This window comes from Limnohabitans sp. (genome assembly GCF_031538885.1).
In the GTDB taxonomy this organism is placed as follows: Bacteria; Pseudomonadota; Gammaproteobacteria; order Burkholderiales; family Burkholderiaceae_C; genus Limnohabitans.
Genome location: NZ_JAVKLW010000042.1, coordinates 20,935 through 44,535, shown reverse-complemented (window position 1 = coordinate 44,535; position 23,601 = coordinate 20,935). Strand labels below are relative to the sequence as shown.

Sequence of the window (23,601 nt, the reverse complement as noted above, 5' to 3'; positions counted from 1 at the left end):
GTGACGGATGAGGAATTGACTATGATTGAAAACCGATTGAATCACCGCCCCAGAAAGCGACTAGGATTCAAGACACCTCACGAGGTATTCCATGCCTCGTTAAAGCGTGTTGCACTTCGTCCTTGAATCCGCCAAGTAATTGCCCTCATGTTTTGACAATGGACAAAGAAGACGCAAGATTTCAAACATTGGAGCAACTGCACGAGCGGCACAAGCAAGTCGATAGGTTCCCGACAAAGGTTCTCGATAGTTCTGTAAACAACTTCTCAAAGATTGGACAGCTCCAGGTGGACACGAGCCACTGGTGGATGCTTATGTCCGTTACTGCGGCGACGGCGCAATGATTGGCTGGCGAGTTCAGATCACTTGCGCCACATGCGGGCCTGCTTGGAATCGCTGCGCCACCATGTCACTGGCCAAAGGTGCCTCGCCATTGGCCAGCAGCAAATGGTTGTCTAAATGTCGCTCTGAGGGATCTAGCAAGCGGCGATACAGCTCTTTGCAAAGCATTCGCGCCGCTTGTCCCGGCCACTTGGCTGGCAGCAGAACTTCTGGAAGTTCTGGGTCTCGCAGCAACAGACGTCGAAAATCATGAATCAACAAAGTGCGTGTGAGAAATGCGCTTTCTTCATCGATGCTGGATATCTTTGATTTTCGCAATGCATCCAAAATCGACTGATAGGTCGAAACAAATGCCATGTAGTTCGCGCCCAGATGCTCAAGATCCCACGCCGAATGAATCATGTCGGAGTCGTTGGCCGAGTGACCCAGTCTTGGATTGAGTGCCACAAGCGGCATGAGTTTAGGCAGGACATCGGCCATGCCATCTACCCCCAGCGCATCAAATGCAGAGGTGAGGTCTGCACTTGGATGGATGAAGCAATTGGCATTCATTTGTCCAAAGCCCTGCCAGTAAAGCGCACGACGCAAACGTTCACGTTCGCGCAGTGGTAGCTCGGCGAGCAGCATCACCAGTCGCCATCGGTTGTCCCAGTGCGGGGCATTGGCGGCGTAGATTTGACGCGAGGCTTCTTCGAAGCGGCGCCATCCAGAAGACGACAGTTTGTAGTCCGTGCGGCGGCCTTGGGTCTGCGTGGTGAGCCACTCATCCTTGACCAAGCGAAACACCGTGGTTCGAATCAAGCGTTCGTTCAAGCCAAGAGGTTCGAGTAAATGAATCAAGCCGCCAAGCCAAATCGTCCCACCTCTTGGGAGGATGGCATCGCCAAACACAGAGATGATCAAAGAGCCTGCCTTGACGCGGTTTTGTTGCCGAAAGATATCCAGTCTCGTTTGGATCGAATGATTGGCGCTGTTTCTCATGTGTCGAAATTTTACAGATCGAACACACCCAGAAATTTGGCTTGCAAGATCATCGAGCAGTTGGTGTTTTGACTTTTCGCAAACGCAAGAACAGCCAACCCGTGATGGAGAGGTTGAGAAAATTCCAAGCCAAGCCGTTGATGAAGGCCGCCTTGTAGCTGCCTGTCACATCAAAGATCCAACCCGACAACCAGCCGCCAAGCGCCATCCCTACCAAGGTGGCCATGATGACGCTGCCCACTCTTGTGCCCACTTCATGCGGCGAAAAGTGCTCGCGAACAATGATGGCGTATGAGGGCACGATGCCGCCTTGGAAGAGGCCAAACATGGCCGAGATCAGGTACAAGGGGACGAGGCCATCAAAAGGCAAAAACATCAGCAGAGCCACGCCTTGTAGCGCTGAGCCTAGGAGCAAGGTGCGGATGCCGCCAATTCGATCGCAAATGACGCCAGACGCCAACCGGCTAACGATGCCACAGGTGAGCATGAGCGACAGCATTTCAGCGCCGCGTGCGGGGCCAAATTCTAGGTCGGTGCAATACGCCACGATATGCACTTGTGGCATCGACATGGCCACACAGCAAGCCACACCCGCCACACACAGCAGCCACTGCGCAGGTGTCGGATGCAAACCAAAAGGGCGCTCCACATCACTGGCGACAGCGTTGGCTTGAGTGGATGCAGGCAGGGCGACAGGGGGGCGCAACTTCATGCGCAGGGATAGCACCCACATGCCGATACCGCAGAGCAAACCGAGCAACAAATAAGTCGGTCGCCATCCGATGGTCTCGATGCCGTGCTGAACAAGGGGTGGCCAGAGTGCGCCTGCAATGTAGTTACCGCTGGCACAGATGGCCACGGCAATGCCGCGTCGCTTTTGCCACCACAGCGCCGTGTCGGCCATGAGCGGCGCAAATGTCGACGCACTGCCCAGTAACCCCAAGATGCCATGCGCGAGCCCGAAGATCCAAATATTTTGCGCTTGTGAGGCCAACACGAAACCGCCGCAAACGGCCAAAGCGCCACACCAAAGCACGGGCATGAGCCCATACCGATCGGCGAGTCGTCCAGTCCAAATTCCACCGAACCCTAGGCAGACCATCATCAAGGTGTATGGCAGCGCCGCATCGGCCCGACCGACTGCAAACTCTGTTTGAACGGCGGGTAGCACCACCGACGCCACATACATGCTGCTGTTGCCAAGAACCACAAGCCCCAACGTGACAAGCAAACGCATGGCCGCTTGTGGCGAGTCAATCAGGCTTGACGGGGCAGGCGCATGGTTCATGTATGTACTTAGAAAAAATGCAGAAACTTGAAGGTCTCTGTATGTTGAGGGTCACCGATGGTCGAAGCTGATGACTAATTTTTGAGTCGCTGCGCGCGCCTGACAACTCAGCGCAAAACCTTGCGAAATTTCATCGGCTTCCAGCGTGTAATTTTTGTCCATCGTGACATGACCCTCCATCACCTTGCAGCGACAGGTGCTGCAAACACCAGCTTTGCATGAAAACGGCAGGTCTAGGCCTGCATTCAATGCGGCATCCAGTACGTGTTCCCCTGGACTGATCGCCATCTCATGTTCTTTGCCATCCAGCACAACCGTCATCTGCACGGTCTTGACCTGAGCGTTCTTTTGTTTGGCGGCATCGGTGTCGGCTTGAACTTTGTGTGCTTGAGCCGAGGTGGTGGTGAATCGCTCGCTGTGCACACGGTTTTCAGGCACACCCAAATCCAGCAAAGTTTTTTCAGTCACCTCAATCATGGCTTCTGGGCCACAAATGAACACTTCATCCATGCTCTTGACCGGCAGCAACGCATCCACGATGGATTTGATTTTGGCGGCATCAATGCGGCCTTGAAGCAGATCAACTTCTTGCGCTTGCTGCGACAGGATGTGAATCATCGTGAAGCGGTCTGGGAACCGGTCCTTCAAGTCCTGCAAGGACTCGTTGAACATCACGCTGGACATGCGGCGGTTGCCGTAAACCAAGGTGAATTTGGATTCAAGCTGCTCTTCTAATGTCGTTGCTGCGATCGACAAAATAGGTGTGATGCCCGAGCCCGCAGCGAACCCAACGCGATGAATAGCGCGTGGTTTTTTGATGGTGAACCGACCCTCTGGTGGCATGACGCGAATCGTGTCGCCTTCCTTCAATTCGGTCGAGGCCCAGTTGGAGAACAGGCCACCCTCCACAGGGCGAATTCCAATCTCTAGTTCGCCATTTTTTGTCAGGCGACTGCGTGGGCTACTGATGGAGTAGTTGCGACGCACATCCTGCCCTTTGACATCTGCGCGCAGTGTCAGGAACTGACCGGGTTCAAAGTGAAAGCTGTGACGCGCATCGGCAGGAATGTCAAAAGTGATGGCCACAGAGCCAGCGGCCTCGGGACTGACTTTCTTGATGGACAGTTCTTGGAAAGTTGGGGATGACATGTGCGCTTCTCCGATAAATCTTAATAAGGCTTGAAGTAGTCAAACGGCTCTTGGCAGTCGAGGCACTTGTACAGTGCCTTACAGGCCGTCGAGCCAAAATGCGACGACTCCCAGGTATTGCTCGAACCACAGTGCGGACACTCAACCACATCCGCTGCCTGAAATGGCTTGCGCATGAAATGCACCACACTTGTCTGTTCAGCGGGCACGCCATACTGACGGTTGGGCGGTGCAATGCCATAAGCTCTGAGCTTGTCTTTGGCGGTGTCGGTCATCCAGTCCGTGGTCCACGCCGGTGCAAGCTGGGTGCGCACCTCAACGGCGAGACCTAAGGCTTTGACGGTGCTGCGGATGTCGTCATGGATTTGTTCCATGGCGGGGCAACCGCTGTACGTTGGCGTGATGACCACCACCACCACGTGGTCGGATACATGTTCCACGTCTCGGATGATGCCCATTTCACGCAGGGTGACCACGGGGATCTCTGGGTCGGTGAGCGCGTCCAGCGCATCCCAGACCTTCGAGACCACGTGTGGGTTGGTGCTCAAGTCGAGGCTCACCACACACCTTCTGGATGTGCGCGGGCGAGGCTTTGCATTTCATCCAACAGAAAACTCAAATGCTCGGAGTGCGTACCGTGTTTGCCAGTGGTCACAAAGCCTTCGGTCAAAGGCATTTGCAAACGCGCTTCCAAGAGGGCATTGCGCACCAAGGTGTCCCAATCCGATTTGATGTGTTGGGTGTCTACACCCACACTAGCTTGGGCGGCTTGGGTTTCGAAATCACTGTGTGTCCAAAACTCTTGCGTGTAGGGCATCAAATGATTCAAGGCACGCTGTGCACGTTGGTGCGACTCGTCTGTGCCATCTCCAAAGCGAACCAACCAGTCGTGCGCGTGGCGCAAGTGGTAGCGAACCTCCTTGAGAGACTTGGCAGCGATGGCAGCCAACTGCGCATCTTTCGAGCCTTGCATTTTTTCCCAGATCAGTGCCATGAAGGCGCTGTAAAGAAAGTTGCGCACGATGGTCACCGCGTAATCGCGGCTGTCCACGGCGTAACCCACCAAAGCGCCGTGGTGAGGCAGCTCAAGCAGTGTGTAGTTTTTAAAATCTTGCGCATCACGAAAGTACGCCAAACTGTCTTCCGTTGCGCCATCATCTTTCAATGTGGCGGCGTATTGGTAGAGCATGCGTGCTTGGCCAATCAAGTCCAAGCTGTTGTTGGCCATGGCAATGTCCTCTTCGAGGATGGGGCCGTGACCACACCACTCTGCATTGCGCTGTCCCAACACAACGGCGTTGTCGGCCAAGTGAAGCACGTAATCTAAATGCTGCGCCATCACATGTGCCCCACTTCTTCAGGGATGGTGTAGAACGTGGGGTGACGATAAATCTTGTCACTGGCGGGATCGAAGAACTCGCCCTTGTCATCGGGTGCGCTGGCCGTGATGCTGTGCGAGGGCAGCACCCAAATGCTCACGCCTTCTTGGCGACGGGTGTACACATCACGCGCCATTTGCAGGGCGTGTTGCGCATCGCTGGCATGCAGGCTGCCGCAGTGTTTGTGCTCTAAGCCTTGTTTGCTTCGGACGAAGACTTCCCACAGGGGCCATTCGCTCAGTGCTTTTGCAGGGGTAGTTTTGGTGGTCATGCTGCCTCCTTGAGTGTGTGTTGTTGACGTGCGTGAGCGAGTGCGGCATCACGCACCCATTGACCTTCGTGCCAAGCTTTGACACGGGTGTTCAAGCGTTCCTTGTTACAAGGACCATTGCCATTGACGGTGGCCCAGAATTCGTCCCAATCAATGGAGCCGTAGTCGTAGTGCTGTCGTGCTTCGTTCCACTTCAAGTCCGGATCGGGCAGGGTGACACCCAGGACTTGGGCTTGCGGGACCGTGGCATCGACAAACTTTTGGCGCAAATCGTCATTGCTGATGCGCTTGATGCCCCAGCGCATGCCTTGGGCACTGTTTGGGCTGTCTGCATCAGGCGGGCCAAACATGGCCAAGCACTTCCACCACCAGCGGTTCACGGCGTCTTGCACCATAGCTTTTTGTTGGGCAGTGCCCGTCATCATCACGAGCAAGGCTTCATAGCCTTGACGCTGGTGAAAACTCTCTTCTTTGCACACGCGAATCATGGCGCGTGCGTAGGGGCCGTAAGAGCAACGGCACAAAGGGATTTGGTTCATGATGGCTGCGCCATCCACCAGCCACCCAATCACGCCGACATCGGCCCATGTGAGGGTGGGGTAGTTGAAGATGGAGCTGTATTTCGCACGGCCAGAATGCAAGCCATCGAGCATTTGATCTCTGCTGGTTCCCAGTGTCTCAGCGGCACTGTAGAGGTACAGGCCGTGGCCACCTTCGTCTTGCACTTTGGCAATCAAAATGGCTTTGCGTTTCAAGCTGGGTGCACGGCTGATCCAGTTGCCCTCGGGCAACATGCCCACGATTTCGCTGTGTGCGTGTTGGCTGATCTGACGCACGAGTGTTTTGCGATAGGCCTCGGGCATCCAGTCTTGCGGCTCAATACGACCGTCGGCATCAATGCGCGCGTCGAATGTCGCCATCAACTCTGGTGGCTCCATGGCGGCGACAGATTTGGCCCCCTTGTTGGATGAATCATCTGGAACGCTGAAAGATTGTGTGTACATCGTGTTTCCTTATCGCGTGAACAGTGGAAGGTGTGGCGTGAATCAGTGGATCCAAGCGGGTGAGCGTTTGTCTAAAAATGAAGCGATGCCGTCTTTGGCCTCGTCAGTGGCGCGTTGACGGGCAATTCTTTGTGCGGTTTCTTCGCAAGTAGCCGCATCCATCGGGCGACCATGAATGTCTGAAATCAAATCTTTCGCGGCTTTTTGGGCCAGAGGCGCGCCGACCATCAATGCATCAGCGATGGCTTTCACGGTGGCGTCTAAGGCGTCACGCTCGCAGAGCTCCGTGACCAAGCCCATGGCGTGTGCGCGTTCGGCGGTGAATCGCTCGCCTGTTTGAAAGTAGCGCAAGGCGTGACGCGGCCCAATGGCGCGCAACACATAGGGGCTAATCACCGCGGGAATGATGCCGAACTTCACCTCGGAAGTGGCAAACATCGCATCTGTACTGGCCACAGCCATGTCGCAGGCGGCTGCCAAACCTGTGCCGCCACCAAGGGCAGCACCTTGAATGCGTGCAATGGTGGGCTTGGAGAGTGACGACAAAGTGTGCAGCATTTCAGCAAACAAGCGTGCATCGGCACGGTTCTCTTCTTCGCTGAATGTGGCGGCACGCTTCATCCAATTTAAATCGGCACCTGCGCAGAAGTGCTTGCCAAGTCCACCCAGAACCACGACGCGCACCGAGGCATCCGCGTCCAAGGCCTTACACGCTGAGTGCAAGTCTGCAATCAATTGCTCATCGAAAGCGTTGAACACCTCTGGACGGTTCATCCAAATCGTGGCGACACAATGGTGATGCGTAATGTCGAGAGTTTTGTACATGGTTCTGAGTGATACGTTGACTGGCTTACTGCATCAGAACCCATTTGCCATTTTTCACTTCCAACATGCGGAAGGCAGACAAGTTCAGGCCCATGTGGTCTGTGGCAGACATGGTGAAGGTGCCGCTGGTGGCCACAAAACCTTTGGTGGCTTCGATCGCATCACGCACTTTGGCTTTGTCGGTGCTGCCCGCGCGTTTCATGGCATCGACGCTCAACAAAAGTGCGTCATAGGCATAACCACCAAATGTGGAGGCTTCGCTTTTGTATTTGGTTTTATAGGCGTTGTCATAAGACGTGATCATGGATTTTTGTGGGTCGTTGGCGGGCAGTTGCTCAGGAACCAATTGCGCAGGAGAGGGTAGACGCACGCCCTCCGCAGCCACACCTGCAAGTTTCAAAAACTCATCCGAGGCCACGCCGTGTGATTGATACAAAGGCAAGGTGATGCCCAGTTGACGGTAGTTCTTCGTCACGATTGCAGGGCCTTGACCCAAGCCAAAAACAAATACGGCTTGAACGCCTTCGGTATTTTTGATTTTGGTGAGTTGGGGGCTGGTGTCGGTGTCTTTGGGGCCGTAGGTTTCGTTGGCCACCAAAGTCACGCCGTACTTGGCGGCGACGACCTCGGTTTCCTTCTTGCCAGATTGACCAAAACCACTGGTTTCAGATAAGAGCGCCACCTTGGTGATGCCGCGCTTTTTCATGTCTTCAAACACTTTTTCAGCGGCCATGCGGTCTGTGTGTGGTGTTTTAAAAACCCATTTCTTGACGGGCTCAATCACCACCACCGCACCCGCGAGTGAGATGAATGGAATTTCAGCCTTGGTCACCAGGGGCACCATGGACATGGTGGCGCCTGTGGTGGTGCCACCAATCAAGATGTCGATCTTGTCGTCTTCAATCAGACGCTTAGTGAAACTGTTGGCTTTGGTGGCGTCGCTGCCATCGTCGTAATGCACGAGTTCGAGTTGACGTCCCAGGACACCACCCTTTTTGTTCAAGTCTTCCACATAGAGCTGCAAGGTCTTGAGCTCTGGGTCACCCAAAAATGCGGCAGGCCCAGTGACCGAAAGGACGGAGCCGATTTTGATCGTGTCGTTGGCCAATGCGGACAAGGTGCTCAAGGCCAATGTGGCGCTGAGTGCAATTTTTTTCAGTGTGAATTTCATGAGGTGTCTCCTTGATGGTTTGTTTCAAACGCGTTCGATGATGATGGCAATACCCTGACCAACGCCAATGCACATCGTGCACAGCGCATACCGACCACCACGACGTGCAAGCTCGTAGCTCGCCGTTGTGATGAGACGTGCACCGCTCATGCCAAGGGGGTGGCCCATGGCAATTGCGCCGCCGTTTGGATTGACGTGTTCTGCGTCATCGGGGAGTCCCAAATCACGCATCACTGCCAAGCCTTGGGCCGCAAAAGCTTCGTTCAGCTCTATCACGGCCATGTGTTCGAGCGTCAAGCCCGTTTTCGCTAATACTTTGCGTACCGCGGGTGCGGGGCCAAAGCCCATGATGCGCGGCGCCAAGCCTGCGGTGGCCATGCCGACCACGCGTGCTCGGGGTGTCAATCCGTGTCGTGCGGCAGCGGCTTCTGAGGCGAGCAACAACGCACAGGCACCGTCGTTCACGCCCGAGGCATTGCCGGCGGTGACGCTGAGCTCAGTACCGTTTATGCCTTTGAGTTTGGACAGCATCTCCAGCGTTGTTTCTGGGCGTGGGTGCTCATCGGTGGTGAAGACGGGGGGCTCGCCCTTTTTCTGAGGGATGGTGACGCTGACAATTTCAGCGTCGAATCGGCCCGCTGCCTGTGCTGCGGCCCAACGCTGCTGCGAGCGCACGGCAAAGGCATCTTGGTCGGCGCGGCCGATGTTGAAATCTGCGGCCACGTTGTCCGCTGTTTGCGGCATGGAGTGCGTTTCGTACAGTTTCTTCATCATGGGATTGATGAAGCGCCAACCAATAGTGGTGTCAAACACCGCGTTATTGCGGCTAAAAGCCGTGTCCGCTTTGGGCATGACAAAGGGAGCACGGCTCATGCTCTCCACACCACCCGCGATCATCAAATCGGTTTCTCCTGATTTGATGGAACGGGCAGCAATCCCCACTGCATCCATGCCAGAGCCACACAAGCGGTTGATCGTGGTGCCCGGCACATCCGCAGGCAAGCCTGCCAACAAGCTAGACATACGTGCCACATTGCGGTTGTCTTCACCCGCTTGATTGGCGCATCCATAGATCACATCTTCAACTGCAGCCCAATCCACATGAGCATGGCGTTTCATCAACGCTTGGATTGGAATCGCTCCCAAATCATCGGCACGCACGCTCGCGAGCGTGCCGCCGTAACGACCAATGGGTGTGCGAATCGCATCGCAAATATAGGCTTCAGTCATAGTGTGTACGTTTTAAAAATTTAAGTTGAGATCAAAGCTGTTTGGGGCGGTTGTCCATCACACGGCGGGCTTTGCCCGTTTCGGTGCGCTGGAGGCTGTCGGCGGGGAAGACTTTGACCTGTGTCGAAATCCCGATCACGGTTTTGATGTGGTGTTGCAGCGCTTTGGTGATTTGCTGAATCTCATGAGCTTCGAGGGTATTACTGGCTTCGCGCTGCAATTCGCAGTGAACCTCGACGCTGTCCAGGTGACCATCGCGGCTGAGGTGAATTTGATAAATCGCAGCCAAACGTTTGTCACGCAAAATTTGCTCTTCAATCTGGCTGGGGAACACGTTCACGCCACGCACAATCAGCATGTCGTCCGAGCGGCCTGTGATTTTTCCCATGCGACGGAACGAACGTGATGTCGGTTCTAGCAAACGTGTCAGGTCCCGTGTGCGGTAGCGAATGACGGGGAAGGCCTCTTTGGTGAGCGAGGTGAACACCAGTTCACCTAGAGAACCTTCCGGCAGCACCTCGCCCGTTTCTGGGTCGATGATCTCTGGATAAAAGTGGTCTTCCCAAATGACGGGGCCATCTTTGGATTCGATGCATTCACAGGCCACGCCTGGCCCCATGACTTCGGTCAAACCGTAAATGTCAATCGCATCAATGCCGAGCTTGGCTTCAATCTCTGTGCGCATGCCTTCGCCCCAAGGTTCTGCCCCGAAGATACCTACCTTCAACGAGATGTCTTCGGGTCGAATGCCTTGACGCTCAAACTCTTCGGCAATCACCAACGAGTACGAGGGTGTAACCATGATGGCATCGGGCTTGAAGTCCATGATTTGTTGAACTTGCTTTTCTGTTTGGCCACCCGACATGGGCACCACGGTGCATCCCGCACGCTCAATCCCATAATGCGCACCCAGCCCACCTGTGAACATGCCGTAGCCATAGGCGTTGTGCACCATCTCACCGGGGCGAACGCCTGCGGCTCTGAGCGAGCGGGCCATCAAGTCGGCCCAGTTGTTTAAGTCGTTGGTGGTGTAGCCCACGACCACCGATTTGCCCGTGGTGCCGCTGGAGGCATGCAAACGTGCCACTTTGTTTTTGGGCACCGCAAACAAGCCAAAAGGGTAGTTGTCGCGCAAGTCAGACTTCGTCATGAAGGGGAACTTGGCGAGGTCTGCGAGTGATTTCAGGTCATCGGGATGCACACCTTTGGCAACGCATTTTTCGCGGTAGGGCGCGACATGGTCATAGGTGTGCCGCACCGAGCATTGAAGTCGCGTGAGTTGCAAGACCGTGATTTCGTCGCGGCTTGCTTTTTCAATCGGGTCAAGGATGTTGGCGTTGGGACTTGTTTTGGCCGTCATGGTTCAAGCCTCCTGCCGAGCCGCCTCAAAGGAGGCTTGTGCCCCCTCGGGGGGCAGTGAACACACGAAGTGATGAGCGTTGGGGTGCATAGTTTCTCCTGATGTCCAATTCAGTGTTGTGTGTTTTGGTCGTCAAATCTGGCGACCACTTCGCCTTTGATTCGGTAGCTCTTGCCGCGAAACAGGGCCACGGTGTTGCCACCTACGACGTTGACTTCGACGCCGTAAACACCGGTGCGGCCCGATGCAGAGTGTTCCACCGCATGGGCTTCTAGCACATCGCCTTCGCGGGCGGGGGATAAAAAGTCAATGTGGCATGCAGAAGCGACAGTGTTCAAGTTGTAGCTGTTGCAGGCATAGGCAAAGGCACTGTCGGCCAAGGTGAAGATCAGCCCACCGTGGCAGATCTGATGGCCATTCACCATGTCCGAGCGCACAGGCATGCGCATCGTGGCGCGCCCAGGGGCAATGGCCGTCAAGCTCATACCCAAGGCATGGGTGGCTTGGTCGCGTGTCCACATGGCTTGGCTAGCCGCTTCGGCCAATGTTTGCGCTTCAATGGCAATCTTGTTCTCAACCATGGAGGGTTCGTCCTGCATAAACGGCTTGTTGAATGAGTGGGGAGACGCGGTAGCGGTCTTCCCCGTAAAACGCGCCGAGATGGCTCAACACGGTTTGGATGTTTGCAACCCCGATGTCGTCCGCCCAGGCCAGTGGCCCGCGCGGGTAGTTCACGCCCAGTTGCATGGCGGTATCTGCACCGCTGGCATCACAGACACCTTGGTTCACGGCGTCTGCGGCCTCATTGGCCAACATGGCGACGGTGCGCATCACGGCCAAGCCGGGGACATCGTTGAGGGTGGACACGGCATAGCCTGCGGCTTGATACAAGCCAACGGCAGCTGGGTGTGCTTTGGTACTGGCTTGTTGTGCCAAGCACAGGGCGATGCGGCTGGCTTTGTCGTAGTCCAACGCGATATCGACGAGGACTAAGGCTTGAATGCCGGTGGCGTGTGCGCGTTGGGTGGCGCTTCGGCCATCGGTTTCAAAGATCACCACGCCATCCACTTCGGCAATGCGGCTGTCGTGTGCGGTGGCGGTGTTGAAGTTGATCTCGGCGGCTGTGAGTCGATTCACCAATGCGGTGGCCGCCTTGGATGTCCCGCACACCGTGATGTGGGTTGGCAAGGCCAATGGCGCTTCGGTTTGGGGCGGCAAACGCACGGCGTTCGCGGCATAGTCGTAAAAGCCTCGGTGTGTTTTCTTGCCCAAATAGCCCGCATCGACGAGTTCTTGTTGAATCAACGAGGGCAAGAAGCGGGGGTCGTGATAGAACGCACGCCAAACAGACTGCGTGACCGCGAAGTTGACGTCATGCCCAATCATGTCCATCAGCTCGAACGGCCCCATCTTGAAGCCACCGGCTTCACGCACGATGGCATCCAAGGTGGCGCAGTCCGCTGCACCTTCATGCAACAGACGAAGCGCCTCTGCGTAAAAAGGGCGTGCCACGCGGTTGACGATGAAGCCAGGGGTGGACTTGGCAAAGACAGGCGTTTTACCCCAGGCCTTGGCGGTGTCAAACAAGGACTGCGCGAGAGCTGGGTCGGTGGCCAGGCCCGAGATGATTTCAACCAAGGCCATCAGCGGCGCAGGGTTGAAGAAGTGCATGCCGACCAATCGCTTCGGGTTGCTCAGTCCCGCCGCAATCGAGGTGACCGAAATCGATGAGGTGTTGGTGGCAAAAATGCAGCTCGCGTCACACAAGGTTTCGAGCTCACGGAACAGTTGGCGCTTGACCTCTAGGTTCTCCACAATGGCTTCGATGATGAGGCCCGTGTCTGCCAATTCAGCAACCGCTGACGCGGGGTGCAAGCGCTGTCCAGCGGCGTGTGCGGCCTCTGCCGTCATCTTGCCTTTGGCAGCCATTTTGGAGAACTGCGCTTGGATGGTTTCAATGGCTTGGCGCGCTGCATCTTCGCGGTTGTCCAGCAGGCGCACGGTGTGGCCTGCGGCTGCGGCGATTTGTGCAATACCGGCACCCATGGCACCCGCACCGACGACGCCGATGGGGGTGGTGATGGCAAGGGCTGCGTGGTTCATGTTCAAGCTCCTGTGAAGCGTGGTGTACGCTTTTCTAAAAATGCAGACACACCTTCCACGTAGTCCGCGCTTTGGCCGAGTTCACGCATCAACATGCCTTCGTAGCTGAGGTGTTCTTCCAGCGTGTGTGAGCTGGCCGACTGCATGGCTTGGCGGGTTCTCGCCAAAGCCTGGGTGGGCATGGTGGACAGTTGTTGGGCCAGTGTTTGCACACGGCTGACAAACGCATCGTCAGCCACGGCTTCCCAAATCATGCCCCACTCGGCGGCTTGTTGGGCCGAGAGTTTTTGGCCCGTCATGGCCAGCCCCAAGGCGCGTGCTTGGCCGATGCGGTGTGGCAAATGCCAAGAACATCCGGTGTCTGGAATCAACCCAATCTTGGCAAAAGGCAGCATGAACGATGCCGCATGGCTGGCCACCACCATGTCGCAAGCCAGCGCTAGGCTGGCACCCGCGCCTGCTGCCACGCCATTCACTGCGGCGAGGGTGGGTACGCGCAAATTCCGCAGGCGCATGATGAGGGGCTTGTATTGCCGTTCAACCACATCCCCCAAATCGGGTGGTGTCTCGCCAGGGGTGAACCGCACTTCGGGGTCGGCCAAGTCTTGCCCGGCACAAAAGCCTCGGCCCGCCCCCGTGATGACCAACACACGAATGGCTGTGTCGGTCTGGATGAGGTCCAAGGCATGACGCATTTCGGCGTGCATGTCCGCATGAAAGCTGTTCATCTTGTCAGGGCGGTTGAGTGTCAAACGGGCGATGCCCTGATCGACTTCCCACTGAATGTGTGTGTAGTGCATGGCGGTGTGTGGCCTCAGACGTGGGCGCGACGCTGCACAACGCGGAAGCGATTGGCCACAAATGCGGAGTCTGCATAAGACGCGTTGGCCGATGGGTTGCCGCCTGTGCCGTGGTAGTCAGAGAACGCCGACGATTGGTTCACAAACACACCGCTAGTGAGATTGATGGACAGTGCGACCTTGCCGCGCCAAGTCGCTTGCGTCATGGCTTGAATGACATCATCGCTGGTGCTGTAGAGACCGACCGTCAATGCGCCATGCGTCTGGACGATACGTTCAGACAGCGCAATGGCGGCTTGTGTGTCCGCTGTTTTCACGATGAAGCTGATCGGTCCGAAACGCTCTTCCATGTAAGCGGCTTCGTCGGTGGCATCGCAGGCCAACAGCACGGGGGTGCGGACATCCGCGCCGTTGAACTCGGGGTTGTTCAATTTTTGTGATGCCAAGATGACTTGGCCCAGCTTGCCGCTGTTGGCTAAGTCCACACGCTCCGCAGTTGCGCTGGATTGCATGGCCCCCAAGACCGCAAATGCAACTTCGGGCTTGCTCAGGAAGCGTTCGATGGCCTTGCCCAAATCGGCGCACACCTCGTCATAGCTCTTGTGGCCTTCGTCTGTCTCAATGCCTTGGGCAGGTACAAGAATAGCTTGTGAGGTGGTACACATCTGACCCGAGTACAGGGACAAGGTGAAGGCGATATTGCCCAACATGGCTTTGTAGGCATCGGTCGAATCAATCACGATGTTGTTGACACCCGCCAACTCTGCGTACACCTGCGCTTGCTTGCAGTGCTCGATCAGCCATGAGCCAAACACGTTGCTGCCCGTGAAGTCCACAGACTTCACCGAGGAGTGTGTGGCCAGCGCTTGTGTGGTGCTGCGCTTGTCGGTCACACACATCGTGACCAAATTGGGGTCGATGCCGTTTTCTGACAGCACCGCACGAATGGTGCGAACCGTGATGGCCGCAGGCAAGACGGCATTGCTGTGAGGTTTAATGATGACCGCATTGCCTGTGGCCAGCGCCGCAAACAAACCTGGGTAGGTGTTCCAAGTCGGGAAGGTGCCGCAACCCACCACCAAGCCAACCCCGCGCCCGACGATTTCAAAATTCTTCTTCATCACCAGCGCAGGGTTTTTACCTTGTGGCTTTTCCCACACCGCTTCTTTGGGGACAAAGCTTTGTTCGCGCCAAGCGTAGGTGACGGCTTCTAAGCCGCGATCTTGCGCATGGGGGGCGCCTGCTTGGAAAGCCATCATCCAGCCTTGGCCCGTGGTCATCATCACGGCGTGGCCGATTTCAAAACTTTGCTTGTTCAGACGGTACAAGATCTCCAAACAAATGCCTGTGCGTCCTTCTGCGCCCACCGCTTGCCAGCCAGTCATCGCCACTTGGCCGGCTTGCACCAAGGCTTCGTGGTCGCACAAGGGGTACTTCACGTCGAGTGCCACGCCATAAGGCGAGGCTTCCGCACCCGTCCATCCGAGTTGACCTGGTTGGTCTAATTCAAAGGGGTGACCCACATGTGCTTCGTAAGCGGCCTTGCCATCTGCGGCGGCTGTCTCACCATAGACCTTGGGGCTGGGCATCTCGCTGTAGGGCGACCAGTAGCCACGCGTGGCGATGGCGTGCAAGGCCGCATCTAAGGTGGCACGGTGTTTTTCAAACAAGGGGTGAGACATGAAAGAGACTCCAAAGAGGGTGAGGTGATCGGGTCACGCGAACGTGGCAGCGGTTTGATGCGTTACAAATCTATTCTAAGAATATTTAAAAATGTATCGCATTGAGTTGAAGAAAAGATCAGGGTTTACCCGCCTGATCTGTGGATCTCGTTACATGCCTAGGTAAGCAGCGCGGACTTGTTCGTTGCGGATTAAATCTTGGCCGTGGCCGGTGAGAGTGATTTTGCCTGTTTCGAGAACGTAGCCACGGTCTGACAGCGCCAGTGCGGCAAAGGCATTTTGTTCGGCAAGGATGATGGTCATGCCTTCTCGCTTGAGTGCTTTGACCACGTTGAACACCTCTTCTACCAACAGCGGGGCCAAACCCATCGAAGGTTCATCCAGCAGCAGCAACTTGGGTCGCCCCATCAGCGCGCGGCCAATGGCCAGCATTTGCTGCTGGCCACCAGAGAGGGTGCCTGCGGGTAGCTTGCGTTTTTCTTTCAAGATGGGGAACATGCTGTAGACCCGCTCAAGGTCTTTTGACAGATGTTCTTTGGCTTGGGTGTAAGCGCCCAAGCGCAGGTTGTCTTCGATGGACAGCGGACCAAACACTTGCCGCCCTTCGGGGCTGTGGCAAATGCCGCGTCGCATGCGTTGGTCGGAGCGCACCTTGGAAATATCGTCACCGTTGAACCAAATCTCACCCGCCCCCATAGGTTGAACCCCAGAGAGGGCACGCAAAAACGTGGTTTTGCCAGCGCCGTTAGCACCGACCAGGGCAACGGTCTCACCGCGCCGCACTTCTAAGCTCAAGCCTTTGAGTGCTTTGATGCGCCCGTAGCTGCTTTCCAGTCCCGTGACCTTGAGCAACACATCGCCGGTTGCTGGTGCTGCATGTCGGTCTAAGGTTCCGCTGCTGTGTGAGCCTAATAATGCTTCCATGTCTCTACCCTTAGGCGTGTGCGCCCAAATATGCTGCAATCACATCGGGGTTCTTGCGAACTTCCGCGCTTGTTCCTTCGGTGAGTTTTTTTCCGTAGTCCAGCACCAAGATGCGGTCTGACAAGTTCATCACCATTTTCATGTCGTGTTCCACCAACACCACGGTGATGCCCGAGTCCGCCAACTTGCGAACTAAGCGGTCAATCTCGATGGTCTCTTTCGGGTTGAGGCCTGCGGCGGGTTCATCCAGAAAAATCAGGCGTGGCTTCATGGCCAAAGCGCGTGCAATCTCAAGACGCTTGAGCACACCGTAGGACATGGCGTCGGCTCTGGTGGAGGTGTAGTTTTCAAGACCCACAAACTTCATCAACTCGGCGGCTTCGTCGCGCAGCGCGAGGTCACGCCGGCGCAGGTTGGGCCAACGCAGCGCCGCTTTGAAAAGATTGCGGTCCAGTCGCAAATGCGCGCCCACCATGACGTTCGCGATGGCGCTCATGTTCATGCAAATTTGCAAATTTTGAAACGTCCTCGCCACGCCGCGTTCCGCCAACTCATTGGGGGACTTGCCGTGGATCATTTCACCATCTAGCCGTATTTCGCCCGAGGTGGGTTTGTAGACACCCGTGATGAGGTTGAAGAGGGTGGTTTTGCCTGCGCCATTGGGGCCAATGACGGAATACACAATGCCCGCATCAATCTGGAAGGACACGTTTTGAACGGCCTTCACCCCCCCGAAGTGGATGGACAAGTCTTTGACTTCAAGCAGCGACATCATCAAGCTCCCTTATCTAATTTGGCCGCCAAGGTTGGGACCAAACCTTTGGGTAAAAAGATCATGCAAAGCATCAAGATCGCACCAAACACCACGGTTTCCCAGCCCTCAAACGTTGCCAGTGCTTGTGGCAAAGCGGTGAGCAAAATAGCGCCCACGATCGAGCCAAACACCGATGCCATGCCGCCCACGACCACCATCGTGACGAGTTCAATCGAGTGGAAGAAGTCAGCGACGTTGGGCGTGACAAAGCCGATGTAGTGCGCCGTGATGCTGCCCATGAGGCTGGCAAACACAGCCGACAACACAAAAATCGTGACCTTGTATCGCACGATGTTGACGCCCACCACTTGCGACGCGACTTCTGAGCCGTGCAGCGCACGCAGTGCGCGGCCAAACGGCGAGTCAATTAAGTTCAAGGAGGCCCAGACGCTGAATGTCAGCAGCAAGGCCACCACCCAATACCATTGCTTGTCGCTGTTGAGTTCAAAGCCAAGCAGGGCCATCGGCGTCACGGCCATGCCGTCCGGTCCTCCGGTCCATTGTGCTTCGTTGCGCAACGCAATATTAAGGATGATGCCTAGCCCCAAAGTGGCCATCGCCAAATAGTTGCCCTTGAGTTTGAAAATTGGCCGAGCCACGGTGCCCGCAATCAAGGCCGTCACCAACGCACCCACGCCCATCGCGACCAGCGGATGCATGCCCAAGTGAACGGGCAGCACAGCCGATGCGTAAGCCCCAATGCCGAGAAACCCGGCATGTCCTAAGCTGATCTGTCCAGCAAAGCCAATCAGCAAATTCAGTCCGATGACGATGATGGCGTTGATCGCCATGCGGATCGCCAAGTCCATGTAATAGCTGTTGGGCAGCACAAAAGGAAGCACCGCCAAAACAGCGACAACCAGCCCCAAGCCTAAGTAAGCGTTCTTTTGCATGGTTACACCCGGTCTGTCGATTTGCCGCCAAAAAGGCCGCGTGGCATGAAGAAAAGAATGAACAAAATCAAGACGAAAGGCACCGCGTCTTTGTAAGCCGAGGAGATATAGCCTGCGCCCATGGCCTCCAAGATGCCCACCAGCAAGCCACCCAGTACCGCACCGAGGCCATTGCCCAACCCCCCCACCACCGCAGCGACAAAGCCCTTGAGGCCCAGCATGATGCCCACGTCGTAAGAGGTCATGGTGATCGGTGTGACCAAAATCCCGCCCACGGCGCCTAAGCTCGCCGACATGGCAAAGCTCAAGAACAACACCCCGTCGGTGTTGATGCCCACCAGTTCGGCCGCGGTTCGGTTGAACGAGGTGGCCAGCATGGCTTTGCCCGTCAACGTTCGGCTGAAGAAATACCACAGCGACACCACCAACAGGGCCGTCACCGCCAACACCCACAGGCTTTGCGGCATGAGTGTGGCTCCCAGAATTTGGATGGGCGCGTCGCCCGAGAAGGCTGGCAGGCTGAACGTCCCTTTGCCCAGCCAGACTTGGATCAACCCCCGGATGACCAGCGAAGCGCCAATCGTGATGATGATCAAGGACACCGTGTCGGCACCCTTCACCGGCTCAATCGCCACCTTCTCCATGACGATGCCGACGATGGCCGGAATCACAATGGCCAGCAGCAAAACGAGGGGCAAGGGCAGACCCATTTGCGCAAAGAACACAGCCAACATGCCGCCCAACATGATGAATTCACCTTGCGCAAAGTTGATCACATTGCTGGCGTTGTAAATGAGTGTGAAGCCCAACGCCGCTAAGGCGTACGTGGCCCCCACGGTGATGCCAGAAAACAAGAATTGCAGAAATTGAGAAAGCATCATGACGCCATCTCCAGCCTCTCGCACGCTGCCAAGCGACCGATAAACGGGTGTTGCATGGGGGGTCTCCGTGTGGTTCAAATAAGTGAAAACATCAATCAAGCGATGCTTCTTTGCGCTTGCGAATTGTTTTTCCTGCGCACAACCCGCTTTCAATGTGTTACTTATTATTCACTGAAAACTTTTAAAAAGTATCGCTTTTGGGTGTAAAAACCTCGATTTCAAGGGTAAGTCCTAGGCTAAATGGCGATGCGCTTTTGATTCAGCGCTGCGCAGCTTGCTTTTCATTCCGAGTAGACCGTGTAGGGCCTACTTCTCTGAGCAAGTATCAGGCCAAAAAATGATCGGGCTCTTACCAGTTGCCCACGTTGGGCATATCCACCCAAGGCGCTTGCGGTGCTAAAGCTTCGCCTTTTTGTAGCAACTCAATCGAGATGTCGTCGGGTGAGCGCACGAAGGCCATGCGGCCATCGCGGGGTGGGCGAAGTATCGTGACGCCATGTGATTGCAATTGCGCGCAGGTGGCGTAGATGTTGTCGACCGCATAGGCCAAGTGACCGAAGTTGCGCCCACCGGTATAGACCTCGGGGTCCCAGTTGTAGGTTAGCTCTACTTGTGCGTCGTCGTCACCGGGGGCGGCGAGGTAGACGAGGGTGAAGCGGCCTTGGGGGTACTCGTTGGTGCGCAGCACATGCAGACCGAGTGCATCGCGGTAAAAGCGCAGCGATGCTTCTAAGTCGGTCACGCGCACCATGGTGTGTAGGTATTTCATGGTGAGGCTTCTTTAGAGTGTGGGGTAGTCGGTGTAGCCCACAGGGCCGGGGGTGTAGAAGGTGCTGGGGTTGGCTTCGTTCAAGGCCGCATTCGATGCCAAGCGTGCCACCAAGTCGGGGTTGGCGATGAACAAGCGACCAAACGCGACCGCATCGACCTTGCCAGCTTCAACTGCATCGATGGCCATTTGACGGTTGTAGCCGTTGTTGGCGATGTAGCAGCCTTTGAATGCTTGGCGTGCCCAGGCGTAGTCAAAGCCGGGCACATCACGTGGACCCCCAGTCGCGCCTTCGATGAAGTGGATGAAGGCAATGCCGCGCTGGTTGAGCGCTTCTACCAAGTAGCCAAACACCGCTTGTGGGTGGCTGTCGGCCAAATCGTTGAATGGGGTCAGCGGTGACAAGCGGATGCCGACACGGCCAGCGCCGATTTCTGCGGTGCACGCATCCACCACTTCCAAGGCAAAGCGGCAACGGTTTTCAATGGAGCCACCGTATTCGTCGGTGCGTTGGTTGGCCCCATCGCGAATGAACTGATCCACCAAGTAGCCATTGGCACCGTGGATCTCCACACCGTCAAAGCCTGCACGCATGGCGTTGGCTGCGGCTTGGCGGAATTGCTGCACCACGTCTTTGATTTCAGCGGTGGAGAGTGCATGGGGCACGGGCACATCGACTTTGCCATTGCGGGTGTAGGCGACCACCTTGGGTTGAATGGCTGAAGGTGCCACGGGGTGTGCGCCACTGGTCAGATCAGGGTGCGTGATGCGGCCCACATGCCAGATTTGCGCGACGATTTTCGAGCCTGCGTCATGCACGGCTTGGGTGATGGGTTTCCAGCCTTCCACTTGGGCGTCTGAGTAAATGCCGGGCGTGGCCATATAGCCTTTGCCAACGGGGGAGACTTGTGTGCCTTCGCTGATGATGAGGCCCGCCGTGCTGCGTTGGTGGTAGTAATCGACGTTCATGGCGCTGCCGGGGAGGTCACCCTGTGCTTCATCGGCACGGCTGCGTGTGAGCGGGGCCATGACGATGCGGTTGGCGACTTCGATGTCGCCGATACGTGTGGGTTGAAAAAGTTGAGGCGTGGTCATGTGTGATTTCTGAGTGACGTGAAGGAGTAAAAAATTGCGCCATCGTCCAAGCATGTGAAGACAGCTTTGATTAGATGGGGCAGATTTTTGCTTTTTCAAGCATGGGGCTTGATCCTCCGCTACGATGGCCCAAAACAACAGGGTGCATGGCATGAAGCAGTGGTGGTGTGCATGGTGGATGGCTTTTGCCGGCTTGGTGGGCGCGGCAGAGACTGAGGACTACAAAATCAAAGTCGATGTGACACAGCAAGGTGCTGTGTTTCAAACCCAAGCGAGTTTTTATGTGCCGTTGAGCGTGTGTCAGTCTTACCGCTACCTCACCGACTACGACGCGGCCACCCACATCCCCGGCGTGGTGAGTTCGGTCACCACGCGCATGGAAGCACGCAAAGCGCGGGTTGAGCGTGGCTTGCAAGAGCGCATTTTGTTTTTCCCGATCAAGATGCGCATGGTGCTGGAGATGACCGAATTGCCCAACCAAGGCACTGACTTTGTGCAACTCAGCGGCGAGACCAAGTTCTACAAAGGCTCTTGGCGCTTAGAGAGCGAGGGGACGGGGACCGTGTTCAAGTACCGCGCTGAGTCGGAGCCCGATTCGTTACTGCCCAAAGTCGTGATTGAGTACTTCATCAAAAACCGGTTGAGCAGCAGCTTTGAGGCCATGGCCAAGGCTGGCGCGGAACGCATCAAACAACTCTGCTGAACTTGGCTGCTTGGATCGTGTGTTGTGAAGGCCTATCGGCGTGGTGCTGTTTGAATCAGCGCACCCACTTCGTGTTTCCACCACTTGGCTTGCCCGGTTGTGCCGTGTCCCGCGGTTTGATCGCTGGCGGGGATGAGTAACAAGCGCGCGTTGGGGATTCTGGACAAGGCCTTGCTCATGACGTTGAGCTCGGGCGGGTTGCGCTCATCATCCGCAGAGTTGATGGCAAGCAAGGTGGCTTTGATTTTTTCAAGTTGATCGAGTGGGTTGTAGTCCCGCGATGCCTCCCATTGGTAAAGGTGATCGTTGGCATCGCCAGCAAATGGCGCACTCAGTCTTTGGTTGAGCAACTGATCGGCTTTTTCTCGGGTGGGCGCGAGGCGTTGCAAACCTTGGTGACCCCCGTTGGTGCCGATGGCGTAGAAGACGGATGCAAATTGAAGGCTGCGTGGTTGCTGGGTGTAGTTGCCGTTCATCCAGTCGGGGTCCTTGCGAATCGCGTCAATGATGAGGCGGCGCATCAACCAGTTTCTGCCGGACATCTCAGACGGCATGGACGCCATGGGTGCCAAGATGTCCATGAATTCTGGGTGTTGAATACCCCACAACCAGGTTTGCATGCCGCCCATGGAGTTGCCCAAAATCATGCGCACGCGCTTCAAGCGCAGGCCTTCTGTGAGGAGGCGGTATTGGGCAGACACCATGTCGTCGTAGTTGTACCTGGGGAATTGGGCGCGCAGCCCGTCCGAGGGTTTGCTGGATTTCCCCGTGCCAATCGCGTCTGGTAAGACGATGAAATATTTCGAGGCATCCAGCGGCTGGCCAGGGCCGAACAGCTCCCCGCCAAATGCTGGGTTGAGCATGCCTGCACCAGTGCCTGTGGTGCCGTGAAGAATTACCACCACCTCACCCGCAGGGTTGCCTAGCGTGGTGTAGCCGATGTTCAAAGCGGGCGAGATTTCGCCCGTGTGAAAGCGAAAGTCTTTGGCAATCCAGACCTCAGATTTTTGATGAGGGAATGTTTGAGCCAGCACGGTAGGACTTTGCCAGAGCATCCACACAGAGAGACACACGGTGAGAAATTTGTACATCAACGACTCCTTTGTTTTTCATCGCTTACCCTTGCGGATGCAACCAGCCCAATCCATCGTGTGTGCCGTGGGGCACAGCACCTCGCGCGGGGCGATATTCGCAGCCAATCCAACCTTCCCAGCCGCAAGCGGCAGACACCTCGTCAATCACCTCGAACAGGTAAGGGTGGTGGAGTTCGCCCAAGTCTGGCTCGTGGCGCAGCGGCACCCCCGCGATTTGGAAATGCCCCACGCGACCGGTGGGCAGGTAGTGACGAATCTTGGCGGCAATGTCGCCTTCCATGATTTGGCAATGGTAGAGGTCCATCTGCACTTTCACATGAGAGGCACCTATGTGCTCAATGATGTGGTGGGCTTGGCTCTGGTAGTTCAAGAAGAAGCCGGGCATGTCGCGGGTGTTGATGGGTTCAATCAGCACATCACGGCCCGCTTTTTGCGCCTCAGTGGCGGCCCAAGCGATGTTTTGGATGTAAGTGCTCTCCAGTGTGGCGTGGTCTATCCCACTGGGCTTCAAACCTGCCATGACATGGATGCGTGGGCAACTCAATACCTCTGCGTAGTCCAGCGCTTGCAAAAAGCCGGTTTGAAATTCGCGTTCGCGTCCAGGCAAGCAAGCCAAGCCGCGATCGCCTGCATCCCAGTTACCCGGTGGGGCATTGAAGAGCACTTGTTGCAAGCCGTTGTCGTGGAGGCGCTGGCGCAAGGCTTGGGCATCAAACGCATAAGGGAATAAATATTCAACCGCTTGAAACCCGTCTTGCGCAGCAGCGGCAAAGCGGTCTAGAAATTCATGCTCGTTGTAGAGCATGCTGAGGTTGGCGGCAAAACGTGGCATAGGTGTTTTGA

The 23,601-nt window shown here is 56.2% G+C and carries 24 protein-coding genes; 1 reads left to right on the top strand and 23 read right to left on the bottom strand.

Annotation, left to right across the window (positions count from 1 at the left end; genetic code table 11):
- Positions 1-357: 357 nt before the first annotated feature.
- From paaX to RMS03_RS02795, 21 genes are all read right to left on the bottom strand, one after another.
- Complete coding sequence (gene paaX / locus RMS03_RS02895; RefSeq protein WP_310625609.1) at positions 358-1,245, bottom strand: phenylacetic acid degradation operon negative regulatory protein PaaX; 888 nt, start codon at positions 1,243-1,245, stop codon at positions 358-360.
- Positions 1,246-1,372: 127 nt separating this feature from the next.
- Positions 1,373-2,611: an MFS transporter gene (locus RMS03_RS02890; RefSeq protein WP_310625608.1), complete on the bottom strand. Its 1,239-nt coding sequence runs from the start codon at positions 2,609-2,611 to the stop codon at positions 1,373-1,375.
- A 51-nt stretch (positions 2,612-2,662) separates the two neighbouring features.
- Complete coding sequence (locus tag RMS03_RS02885; protein WP_310625607.1) at positions 2,663-3,760, bottom strand: 2Fe-2S iron-sulfur cluster-binding protein; 1,098 nt, start codon at positions 3,758-3,760, stop codon at positions 2,663-2,665.
- A gap of 20 nt (positions 3,761-3,780) precedes the next feature.
- Positions 3,781-4,320, bottom strand: a complete 540-nt coding sequence (gene paaD / locus RMS03_RS02880; protein WP_310625606.1) for a 1,2-phenylacetyl-CoA epoxidase subunit PaaD — start codon at positions 4,318-4,320, stop codon at positions 3,781-3,783.
- Positions 4,317-5,099: a 1,2-phenylacetyl-CoA epoxidase subunit PaaC gene (paaC, locus tag RMS03_RS02875; protein ID WP_310625605.1), complete on the bottom strand. Its 783-nt coding sequence runs from the start codon at positions 5,097-5,099 to the stop codon at positions 4,317-4,319. Before paaC ends, paaD begins: the two co-directional genes overlap by 4 nt.
- Complete coding sequence (gene paaB, locus RMS03_RS02870) at positions 5,099-5,410, bottom strand: 1,2-phenylacetyl-CoA epoxidase subunit PaaB (protein WP_310625604.1); 312 nt, start codon at positions 5,408-5,410, stop codon at positions 5,099-5,101. Before paaB ends, paaC begins: the two co-directional genes overlap by 1 nt.
- Entirely contained in the window at positions 5,407-6,414 is a 1,008-nt protein-coding gene (gene paaA, locus RMS03_RS02865; RefSeq protein WP_310625603.1) for a 1,2-phenylacetyl-CoA epoxidase subunit PaaA, read from the bottom strand. The genes paaB and paaA overlap by 4 nt, the downstream gene beginning before the upstream one ends.
- A 42-nt stretch (positions 6,415-6,456) precedes the next feature.
- Positions 6,457-7,239, bottom strand: coding sequence for an enoyl-CoA hydratase/isomerase family protein (locus tag RMS03_RS02860; RefSeq protein WP_310625602.1), 783 nt, complete (start codon positions 7,237-7,239; stop codon positions 6,457-6,459).
- A gap of 25 nt (positions 7,240-7,264) precedes the next feature.
- Positions 7,265-8,410, bottom strand: coding sequence for an ABC transporter substrate-binding protein (locus RMS03_RS02855; RefSeq protein WP_310625601.1), 1,146 nt, complete (start codon positions 8,408-8,410; stop codon positions 7,265-7,267).
- A 24-nt stretch (positions 8,411-8,434) separates the two neighbouring features.
- Positions 8,435-9,640 carry a 3-oxoadipyl-CoA thiolase gene (gene pcaF, locus RMS03_RS02850; protein ID WP_310625600.1) on the bottom strand — a complete coding sequence of 402 codons (1,206 nt, stop codon included), beginning with the start codon at positions 9,638-9,640 and terminating at the stop codon, positions 8,435-8,437.
- A 31-nt stretch (positions 9,641-9,671) separates the two neighbouring features.
- Positions 9,672-11,000: a phenylacetate--CoA ligase PaaK gene (gene paaK / locus RMS03_RS02845; protein ID WP_310625599.1), complete on the bottom strand. Its 1,329-nt coding sequence runs from the start codon at positions 10,998-11,000 to the stop codon at positions 9,672-9,674.
- A gap of 110 nt (positions 11,001-11,110) precedes the next feature.
- A complete protein-coding gene (gene paaI / locus RMS03_RS02840) occupies positions 11,111-11,581 on the bottom strand; it encodes a hydroxyphenylacetyl-CoA thioesterase PaaI (RefSeq protein ID WP_310625598.1) in 471 nt (156 codons plus the stop codon).
- Entirely contained in the window at positions 11,574-13,103 is a 1,530-nt protein-coding gene (gene paaH / locus RMS03_RS02835) for a 3-hydroxyacyl-CoA dehydrogenase PaaH (RefSeq protein ID WP_310625597.1), read from the bottom strand. Before paaH ends, paaI begins: the two co-directional genes overlap by 8 nt.
- Positions 13,104-13,105: 2 nt before the next feature.
- The gene (paaG, locus tag RMS03_RS02830; RefSeq protein WP_310625596.1) at positions 13,106-13,903 is read right to left on the bottom strand and encodes a 2-(1,2-epoxy-1,2-dihydrophenyl)acetyl-CoA isomerase PaaG; all 798 of its coding nucleotides are present in this window, start codon (positions 13,901-13,903) and stop codon (positions 13,106-13,108) included.
- A gap of 14 nt (positions 13,904-13,917) precedes the next feature.
- Positions 13,918-15,585, bottom strand: coding sequence for a phenylacetic acid degradation protein PaaN (gene paaN, locus RMS03_RS02825; protein WP_310625595.1), 1,668 nt, complete (start codon positions 15,583-15,585; stop codon positions 13,918-13,920).
- Positions 15,586-15,735: 150 nt separating this feature from the next.
- Complete coding sequence (locus RMS03_RS02820; protein WP_310625610.1) at positions 15,736-16,437, bottom strand: ABC transporter ATP-binding protein; 702 nt, start codon at positions 16,435-16,437, stop codon at positions 15,736-15,738.
- Between the two features lie 82 nt (positions 16,438-16,519).
- Entirely contained in the window at positions 16,520-17,281 is a 762-nt protein-coding gene (locus tag RMS03_RS02815) for an ABC transporter ATP-binding protein (protein ID WP_310625594.1), read from the bottom strand.
- Between the two features lie 2 nt (positions 17,282-17,283).
- Positions 17,284-18,216: a branched-chain amino acid ABC transporter permease gene (locus RMS03_RS02810; protein ID WP_310625593.1), complete on the bottom strand. Its 933-nt coding sequence runs from the start codon at positions 18,214-18,216 to the stop codon at positions 17,284-17,286.
- Between the two features lie 2 nt (positions 18,217-18,218).
- Positions 18,219-19,097, bottom strand: a complete 879-nt coding sequence (locus RMS03_RS02805) for a branched-chain amino acid ABC transporter permease (protein ID WP_310625592.1) — start codon at positions 19,095-19,097, stop codon at positions 18,219-18,221.
- Between the two features lie 349 nt (positions 19,098-19,446).
- A complete protein-coding gene (locus RMS03_RS02800) occupies positions 19,447-19,866 on the bottom strand; it encodes a VOC family protein (RefSeq protein WP_310625591.1) in 420 nt (139 codons plus the stop codon).
- A gap of 12 nt (positions 19,867-19,878) precedes the next feature.
- The gene (locus RMS03_RS02795) at positions 19,879-20,961 is read right to left on the bottom strand and encodes an alkene reductase (protein ID WP_310625590.1); all 1,083 of its coding nucleotides are present in this window, start codon (positions 20,959-20,961) and stop codon (positions 19,879-19,881) included.
- Between the two features lie 124 nt (positions 20,962-21,085).
- On the opposite strand from RMS03_RS02795, the gene RMS03_RS02790 reads away from it, so the two are divergent.
- A complete protein-coding gene (locus RMS03_RS02790; RefSeq protein ID WP_310625589.1) occupies positions 21,086-21,664 on the top strand; it encodes an SRPBCC family protein in 579 nt (192 codons plus the stop codon).
- A gap of 32 nt (positions 21,665-21,696) precedes the next feature.
- On the opposite strand, the gene RMS03_RS02785 is transcribed toward RMS03_RS02790, so the two are convergent.
- The gene (locus RMS03_RS02785; RefSeq protein WP_310625588.1) at positions 21,697-22,755 is read right to left on the bottom strand and encodes an alpha/beta fold hydrolase; all 1,059 of its coding nucleotides are present in this window, start codon (positions 22,753-22,755) and stop codon (positions 21,697-21,699) included.
- A 25-nt stretch (positions 22,756-22,780) separates the two neighbouring features.
- Positions 22,781-23,590, bottom strand: coding sequence for a 2-oxo-tetronate isomerase (gene otnI, locus RMS03_RS02780; RefSeq protein ID WP_310625587.1), 810 nt, complete (start codon positions 23,588-23,590; stop codon positions 22,781-22,783).
- Between the last annotated feature and the right edge of the window lie 11 nt (positions 23,591-23,601).

Coding starts and splice junctions, on each gene's coding strand:
- RMS03_RS02785 (WP_310625588.1), bottom strand. CDS start 22,755: ATGTACAAATTTCTCACCGTGTGTCTCTCTGTGTGGATGCTCTGGCAA.
- RMS03_RS02805 (WP_310625592.1), bottom strand. CDS start 19,097: ATGATGCTTTCTCAATTTCTGCAATTCTTGTTTTCTGGCATCACCGTG.
- RMS03_RS02810 (WP_310625593.1), bottom strand. CDS start 18,216: ATGCAAAAGAACGCTTACTTAGGCTTGGGGCTGGTTGTCGCTGTTTTG.
- paaH (WP_310625597.1), bottom strand. CDS start 13,103: ATGAACCACGCAGCCCTTGCCATCACCACCCCCATCGGCGTCGTCGGT.
- paaG (WP_310625596.1), bottom strand. CDS start 13,903: ATGCACTACACACACATTCAGTGGGAAGTCGATCAGGGCATCGCCCGT.
- paaA (WP_310625603.1), bottom strand. CDS start 6,414: ATGTACACACAATCTTTCAGCGTTCCAGATGATTCATCCAACAAGGGG.
- paaB (WP_310625604.1), bottom strand. CDS start 5,410: ATGACCACCAAAACTACCCCTGCAAAAGCACTGAGCGAATGGCCCCTG.
- paaI (WP_310625598.1), bottom strand. CDS start 11,581: ATGGTTGAGAACAAGATTGCCATTGAAGCGCAAACATTGGCCGAAGCG.
- otnI (WP_310625587.1), bottom strand. CDS start 23,590: ATGCCACGTTTTGCCGCCAACCTCAGCATGCTCTACAACGAGCATGAA.
- RMS03_RS02790 (WP_310625589.1), top strand. CDS start 21,086: ATGGCCCAAAACAACAGGGTGCATGGCATGAAGCAGTGGTGGTGTGCA.
- paaK (WP_310625599.1), bottom strand. CDS start 11,000: ATGACGGCCAAAACAAGTCCCAACGCCAACATCCTTGACCCGATTGAA.
- paaN (WP_310625595.1), bottom strand. CDS start 15,585: ATGTCTCACCCCTTGTTTGAAAAACACCGTGCCACCTTAGATGCGGCC.
- pcaF (WP_310625600.1), bottom strand. CDS start 9,640: ATGACTGAAGCCTATATTTGCGATGCGATTCGCACACCCATTGGTCGT.
- RMS03_RS02815 (WP_310625594.1), bottom strand. CDS start 17,281: ATGTCGCTGCTTGAAGTCAAAGACTTGTCCATCCACTTCGGGGGGGTG.
- RMS03_RS02860 (WP_310625602.1), bottom strand. CDS start 7,239: ATGTACAAAACTCTCGACATTACGCATCACCATTGTGTCGCCACGATT.
- RMS03_RS02890 (WP_310625608.1), bottom strand. CDS start 2,611: ATGAACCATGCGCCTGCCCCGTCAAGCCTGATTGACTCGCCACAAGCG.
- RMS03_RS02795 (WP_310625590.1), bottom strand. CDS start 20,961: ATGACCACGCCTCAACTTTTTCAACCCACACGTATCGGCGACATCGAA.
- RMS03_RS02885 (WP_310625607.1), bottom strand. CDS start 3,760: ATGTCATCCCCAACTTTCCAAGAACTGTCCATCAAGAAAGTCAGTCCC.
- RMS03_RS02855 (WP_310625601.1), bottom strand. CDS start 8,410: ATGAAATTCACACTGAAAAAAATTGCACTCAGCGCCACATTGGCCTTG.
- RMS03_RS02800 (WP_310625591.1), bottom strand. CDS start 19,866: ATGAAATACCTACACACCATGGTGCGCGTGACCGACTTAGAAGCATCG.
- paaC (WP_310625605.1), bottom strand. CDS start 5,099: ATGGCGCAGCATTTAGATTACGTGCTTCACTTGGCCGACAACGCCGTT.